Annotated in this window: 2 protein-coding genes; both read left to right on the top strand. The window is 70.4% G+C overall.

Annotation, left to right across the window (positions count from 1 at the left end; all coding sequences use genetic code 11):
- Positions 1 to 59: 59 nt before the first annotated feature.
- On the top strand, positions 60 to 1,397 hold the full coding sequence (qhpG, locus tag AC51BJ_RS00210; RefSeq protein ID WP_496278943.1) for a flavin-dependent monooxygenase QhpG: 1,338 nt from the start codon (positions 60 to 62) through the stop codon (positions 1,395 to 1,397).
- 52 nt (positions 1,398 to 1,449) lie between these two features.
- A partial coding sequence (locus tag AC51BJ_RS00205; RefSeq protein WP_496278944.1) for a TorF family putative porin occupies positions 1,450 to 1,687 on the top strand: 238 nt, incomplete at its 3' end.

Genomic DNA, 1,687 nt, shown 5'->3' with positions numbered 1-1,687 from the left:
TCGCTCGGCGCGCTGTGGCTCGCATTGCGCCCAATGCCGACACACAGGGAGGTGCAACAATGAATCCGCTGCTCATACTCGGGGCCGGCCCGGCCGCCAGTCTGCTTGCGATCGCACTGGCGCGGCACGATATGCCGGCGCAGGTGATCGGGCGGCGACGCACGGCGTCGGCGGTGGAGGGGCTGTCACAGCGCGTGGTCGAGGCGCTGAAGCAGCTCGGCTGTCACGAGGCGCTGGCCTTGCTCGGCCCGCGCTGGCATCGCGTGTCCAGCTGGAACGCGCAGGAGGTCGAGATGAACGGCGAGTTCGTCGTCGACCGCGTCGCCTTCGACGAAGCACTGCTGCGTGACGTGCGCGCGGCCGGCGTCGACCTCCGTGACGGGCTGGTTCGCGAACTGGAGCGTGGCGAGGATGGCGGCTGGTGCGTGCGCTGGGAGGACGCCGACGGCTGCCTGCAGCGCACCGACGCCGCACTGCTCGCCGAGTGCCGCGGTCACACCGCGCCGAAGATGGCACCCGACCGCCATGCCGGCCCTACGCTGGTGTCGCTGGGCCGCACCTTCGACGGCGCTCGACCACAACCGCGCACTACCTTCATCGAGTCCTTCCCGTCCGGCTGGGCCTGGGGCGGCGTCGATCCGCAGGGCTGCGCGCATATCCAGGTGGTCGTACAGCCGGCCAGCGTGGCGGCCGTCGGCGGAGACCTCGATCTGGCGCATGCGGCAGCGCTGGCGCAGCTCACGCGCCTGCCACGACGTTTCGGCATGCAACTGAAGCCGGCCGGCGCGACACGGGCGCGCGGCATACAGGCGGCGCTGCGTGGTGGCGTCGTCGGCGACGGCTACCTGCGCGTCGGCGATGCCGCCTATACCTGCGATCCGCTGTCCGGTCACGGCATGTTCGAAGCGGCGTCCGGTGCCATCGCCGCGGTGCCCGTCATCCACACGCTGCTGCGGCGGCCGGCGCAGACGGCGCTGGCGCAGCGCTACCTGCGCGAACGCATCGAGACGGTGTTCGCGTCGCGCGTCGAGGCGGCGCGGCAGCACTACGCGGCCGAGACGCACTGGTCGGACGAGCCCTTCTGGCAGCAGGTGACCCAGTCACCCGTTGCCTCGTCATTGGCGCGCGCCTCGGTTGCCGCGGCGGCGTTCGCGACGCGACCGGTGGTCGAGGACGGCTTCATCGTCGAGCGCCGCGTCGTCGTCAGCGCCGAGCATCCGCGCGGTGTGCGTTTCATCGACGGCATCGACCTCGGACGGCTCGACGAACTGCTGCAGGGTGGGCCACAAACGGCGCCGAGCGACATCGGCCAGCACCTGCACGCATCGGCCGACGCGGTGGCGCGTGCGCTGCGCTGGCTGCAGGCGCAGTCCCTCATTACCCGCGCCGGACACTGATCCGGCGCTTCACCCACCGCAAGAGGAGCGTTTGAAGATGAAAAGAACACGAATGAAGGGGCTGCTGCCCGCGATGCTGGCAGGCCTGCTGCCGTTGTCGTCGTTTGCCGAAGAGGCGGCCACGCCGGCCTATACCGTCAGCGCGAACGTGGGCCTGTTCTCGCAGTACATCTTCCGCGGCATTTCGTACACGCAGGAGAATCCGGCGGTGCAGGGCGGCTTCGACCTCGCGCACTCGAGCGGCGCCTACCTGGGCGTCTGGGGCACCAATGTGAGCGACCTGGCGCTGT

The organism is Methyloversatilis sp. S146-33, assembly GCF_059552495.1.
Note: the sequence above shows the minus strand (reverse complement) of the source record. Positions and strands in the feature narration are given on the sequence as shown.

Coding starts and splice junctions, on each gene's coding strand:
- qhpG (WP_496278943.1), top strand. CDS start 60: ATGAATCCGCTGCTCATACTCGGGGCCGGCCCGGCCGCCAGTCTGCTT.